At 36.0% G+C, this 5,370-nt stretch carries 3 protein-coding genes and 1 pseudogene; 1 reads left to right on the forward strand and 3 read right to left on the reverse strand.

The genetic code is table 11. The features are described from left to right. Nucleotides 1–839 (reverse strand): annotated as a pseudogene (locus QWC74_RS11345) (sensor histidine kinase); the annotation flags it as partial. 312 nt (nt 840–1,151) lie between these two features. On the opposite strand from QWC74_RS11345, the gene QWC74_RS11350 reads away from it, so the two are divergent. Further along, nucleotides 1,152–1,784 (forward strand): DUF4358 domain-containing protein, encoded by a 633-nt coding sequence (locus QWC74_RS11350; RefSeq protein ID WP_006785094.1) that lies wholly within the window; start codon nt 1,152–1,154, stop codon nt 1,782–1,784. A 122-nt stretch (nt 1,785–1,906) separates the two neighbouring features. Here QWC74_RS11350 and QWC74_RS11355 read toward each other — a convergent pair whose 3' ends face one another. Both QWC74_RS11355 and QWC74_RS11360 read right to left on the reverse strand, forming a co-directional pair. Beyond that, on the reverse strand, nt 1,907–3,712 hold the full coding sequence (locus QWC74_RS11355) for an ABC transporter ATP-binding protein (protein WP_006785093.1): 1,806 nt from the start codon (nt 3,710–3,712) through the stop codon (nt 1,907–1,909). After that, the coding region (locus QWC74_RS11360; protein WP_288994074.1) for an ABC transporter ATP-binding protein at nt 3,705–5,370 on the reverse strand (1,666 nt) is incomplete at its 5' end. The genes QWC74_RS11360 and QWC74_RS11355, both read right to left, overlap by 8 nt.

Here is a 5,370-nt window from a genome sequence, read left to right on the forward strand (position 1 = left end):
AACGTAAGCTTATTATTTAACAATTTGATTCGTAAACTTGATAAAAATAAGTCAACAAAATTACCGGCAATCACAATTAAAAAACCAATATAGGTAATGGCCACTGACATCAATTTAACGTTTAAAGAAAGTTGAACTGAGCCATTTAAAGCAATGATGGCATAAAGGGCTTTAAGGGCTAACATAAAAATACTAGAACTTAAGATAGGAAATAGATAATCTTTTTCTTTAAATCCAGACATGAAGAGATGGATTGAAACGCTCGTATAGCAAATAAATAAAAATAAATTATAGCCGATAAAGAAGACGTTACCATTTAGAATACCATAAGAATTAACTATTCGCTCGATAAAGCCAAAAATCATGGTAAATAAAATGACAAATAAAATCGACTTTTTTTTATGACTGAGTATCAACTGTTTTAATTTAGAATTTTTCTGAAGCACAACCAGTAAAATTCCAATCCTTAATAATGAGGCTGATACGGTGATATAGTTAGTAATAACCAGTTCATTCGATAAAAAGGTTAAATAATCAACTTGCCCAAATAAAATACCCGTTGATAATCCTAGGTACATTAGGGCGATAATAAAGATATTTTCTTTTTTTGAACGGTTATAGGACATCAAACAACTCGCAACGGCTAAAACAGAAAGGATAAAGTTAAAATGCCTAATAAAGTTAATAGCTGAAATCAACGAGAGTTTATCTAATGATTGATAGAACAACATAGTAGTAATTAAATAAATAGATAGTAAAACGGATATTAAAATAATTCCCCAGAAAAATCTATTTTCTATTTTAGATAGTGATTGATCAGTGCGGAGTTGATTTGACACCGAGAGCATCCCCTTTCATAAGTAACAAAACACAAGAGGTTATTATCTCACAAAAATGATTTAATCTTTGTCGTTTTTTGTCATCTCGTTAAATAAAATGTAAAAAAAGTAGACTCCTCCAAGGTTTAAATGTGATGAAGCTTTTTGAGTGGAGATCATATGATAGGATCATTTTTTATAATTTTTCTGAATTTAACCGCTCAAAACACTTTTAATTCCATAGATATTCCATAGAATCTCGTGCCGTATTTTGTTATAATAAGGGTGTACTAAACATTAAAGTACGAACAAGGGGAAAAAAGGAGTAAAACTATGAAAAATTTTAAATATTTATTAGTTGCTATGATGGCTGCTGGAGCTTTAACAGCTTGTAGCTCAAAAGAACAAACGCCTGCGGGAGAACCAGAAACACCAGCGATTGATCAAACAACAGAAGTTGAAACAGATGACGTTGTGGAAGAAGACGGTCTTATTGAAGGTGAAATCACAGTTGAAGTCACAGGTCAATTAGCGGATGCTTATGAAGCCGTTCGTGATGTATATGGTGAAGATTATCTTCCAAACACGGCTATTCCAGCTGACTTATTAGAAAGTGTATACGGAGTTAATCCTGAATACGTGGCACAATTCGTTGCTGAACAACCGATGATCAGCATGCACCCAGACTTATTTATCGGAATTGAAGCCACTGAAGGAAATGCTGAAGCCGTTGAAGCTGCTTTACAAGCTTACCAAGAATACTTAATTAACGATAGCATGCAATATCCAATGAACTTAGCTAAAGTTTCGGCTTGTCAAGTGTTACGCTACGATAACTATGTGTTCTTAGTGATGTTAGGAGCCATTAACGAAGATATGGATGCAAGTGATGATGAAGCAGCTGCTTTTGCACAAGCAGAGGTACAAAAAGCAGTTGACGCTTTAGACGCTGTTTTTGCTAAATAATTAAAAATCCTTTGAACACCTTGTGGTTCAAAGGATTTTTTTTGTCACAACGATTGATTAATCGAGGTCTCTATTAAAAGGTACGGACTCCTCCAATGATATTACTGTTTTCATGCTGATTTTTACTCAGCTAATTTCTCAAACTGGCTGTTATAAAGCTCAGCATAGAATCCGTTTTGCTTCATGAGTTGTTCATGGGTTCCACTTTCAATAATATCTCCATGATTCATCACTAAAATGAGATTGGCATTTTTAATAGTGGACAAGCGATGCGCAATCACAAATGAGGTGCGTCCTCTCATTAATTTATCCATCGCCTCTTGAATGAGAATTTCAGTACGGGTATCAACCGAACTTGTGGCTTCATCTAAAATAAGAAGGGGTGCATTTTCAACCATCGCACGGGCAATCGTGATTAGCTGTTTTTGTCCAGCTGATAAATTTGCCTTATCATTTAGAATCGTCTCATATCCTTTCGGTAATGTTTTAATAAAATGGTGAATGCCAACGGCCTTACATGCCTTCTCCACCTCTTCATCTGACACATTTTTCATGGAATACACGATGTTTTCACGAATCGTTCCTTCAAAAATCCATGTATCTTGAAGCACCATCCCAAACAAATCATGAACATTATGACGAGTTAACTGATTAATGGGCATCCCATCAATTAAAATTTCACCTGAATTCGCTTCATAGAACTTCATAAGTAAATTAACCATCGTCGTTTTTCCAGCACCGGTTGGACCCACAATGGCAACTTTTTGTCCAGGTTTTGTTGTCACTGAAAAATCGTTAATAATGGTTCGATCTGCGTGATAACCGAAATGAACGTGTTTAAACTCGACTTCCCCTTTACTAACAGTAAAATCATTTATTTTTCCATTTTCTTGTTGCATTTCAGGTTCTTCTAAGAACTCAAAAACACGTTCACTAGCCGCTGCCGTCTGTTGTAAACTCGTCATTGCTTGTGCAATTTGTGATAGTGGTTGAGTAAACAGACGAATATAAACCATAAAGGCTACGATCACCCCAAAGGTGATGACTTCATTCATCGCCAAAGAGGCTCCTACAATACATACTGCCACATAACCAAAATTTCCAATAAAACTCATCAGTGGCATCATTAATCCTGATAAAAATTGAGAACGCCAAACACTTTCGTATAAGTCCTCATTAATCTCATCAAATTTTGCTTTCGCTTTTGCCTCATCATTATACACTTTGACAATGTTGTGTCCTGAATAGATTTCTTCGACATGTCCATTCATTAATCCTAAATCACGTTGTTGTCTAATAAAATATTTTTGTGATTTTGACATAATAAACATCATTAAGATAAAACCAATCACGGTTGAAAGAATGGCGGTGATTGCCATCCATGCATTGGTGATAAACATCATGAAAAGTGAGCCGAAAAATAAGGTGATGGCAGATACTAAATTCCCCACGCTTTGATTCAAAGTTTGCGCAATGCTATCGACATCATTTGTCACACGACTTAAAATATCGCCATAACTTGTTGAATCAAAGTATCTGAGTGGTAACCGATTGATTTTTTCTGAAATTTGTGTTCTTAAACTCTTTGCCACTTTTTGTGTGACTGTATTCATAATAAATCCTTGAAAATAAGATAAAATGAAGGATGCTCCGTACATATACACAAGAAGTAAGCAAAGATCTTCGACAGCGTCTAGATCAATTCCCGTCATTAAACCCGCTGTAATAAGGTCTGTGACTTCACTTAATTTGTCAGGTCCAATCAGGGTAAGAATGGTTCCAACAATCGAAAAAATAAGGGCGAAAGCTATTAAAAGATAATGAGGTTGACAAAATAGAAGAAGTTTTTTGACACTTTTTTTCGTGTCTTTTGCTTTCTCAGTCGGAGCCCCTGCTCCTGCCATTGGTCCGCGATTTGGTCTACTCATGTTCTAACTCCTCCTTCGATAATTGTGAATAAGCAATTTGTCGGTAAACTTCACAATTTTTCAAAAGCTCTTGATGGGTTCCGATGCCAACCATTTTTCCTTCATCGAGTACAATAATTTTATCCGCATGAATGATCGTTCCAATTCGTTGCGCAACAATTAAATGGGTTGCATCCTTTGTTTCTTGTCGTAATGCAGCGCGTAAGACACGATCTGTTTTATAATCGAGCGCTGAGAAAGAATCATCAAAAATATAGATCTCAGGATCACGACAAATGGCACGAGCGATTGCAAGACGTTGTTTTTGTCCTCCGGAAACGTTACTTCCTCCTTGAGCAATAGATGAGTGATAAGTTCGATCCATTTTTTCAACAAAGTCACGACCTTGGGCAATGGTGATTGCTTTTTTAACCTGATCTAATTTAGCCATCTGACGTCCGTTATCTCCAAAAGCAATATTGGACTCTACTGTACCAGCAAATAAGACGGCTTTTTGTGAAACATAGCCCAGCTTATTGTTTAAATCAGATTGTTTATAATCCTTGACGTTCATTCCATCAACTAAGACTTCTCCTTCAGTTGCATCGTAAAAACGAGGAACTAAGTTGATTAAGGTTGACTTACCACTACCCGTTGATCCAATAAAAGCAACGGTTTCGCCTCGGTTCGCTTTGAAACTGATGTTTTCAATCACATATTCTTCAGCATCTGGATATTTGAAGCTAACATTTCTAAATTCCACTTCTCCAACCCTATCAGTAGGGGCTTGCTTTGTTCCATCAACAATACTAAGAGGTGTATTTAAAACCTCCATAATTCGTTTGGCTGAAACAGTGGCACGTGGTAACATGATAAAGATCATGGTGAGCATCATAAAGGCCATGACGACTTGAATTGAATAAGATGAAAATACGACCATATCGCTAAATAACCCAATTTTATCCATTCTATCCGCAGCTTCAATCAGGTAAGCTCCAATCCAGTAGATAGCCAAACTTAATCCACTCATAATTAATGTCATTCCAGGTCCCATAATAGCCATAATACGTCCAGTAAATAAATGAGTACGAGTTAAAATGTTATTTGCATTTTCGAATTTTTCTTCTTGATAATTTTCTGCATTATAAGCTCGGACAACTCGAATTCCCGTTAAATTTTCTCGTGTGACTAAGTTGAGATTATCGGTTAGTCCTTGAATTATTTTAAATTTTGGAACAGCAAAAATTAAAATGATTGATAGCATAACTAATAACACACAGACGGCTCCTGCAGTTACAAGTGACCATTCGAAATTTTTTCCAAGAATTTTTAATATTGCCCAAACGGCTAAAATGGGTGCTTTAATCATCACTTGTAACCCCATGGCAAATACCATTTGAACTTGTGTAATGTCATTGGTTGAACGTGTAATTAAACTAGCATTAGAAAATTGATTAATTTCTTGCATCGAAAAAGATTCTACTTTGGTGTATAAACTTTCTCGAAGTCGTTTTGATAATGTTGCGGCAATACGTGCTGCGAAAAAACCAACAATGACTGCAGAAATTAAACTCCCTAGTGCGCAAAATAGCATGTAAGAGCCTTGTACCCAAATGTCACCCATGGCACTACCTTCTGTTTGAACTAGCCTCGTAATCTCTGACATATAATCGGGAAGC

The sequence above is a fragment of the uncultured Turicibacter sp. genome (genome assembly GCF_938044715.1).
Lineage (GTDB): Bacteria > Bacillota_I > Bacilli_A > MOL361 > Turicibacteraceae > Turicibacter > Turicibacter sanguinis.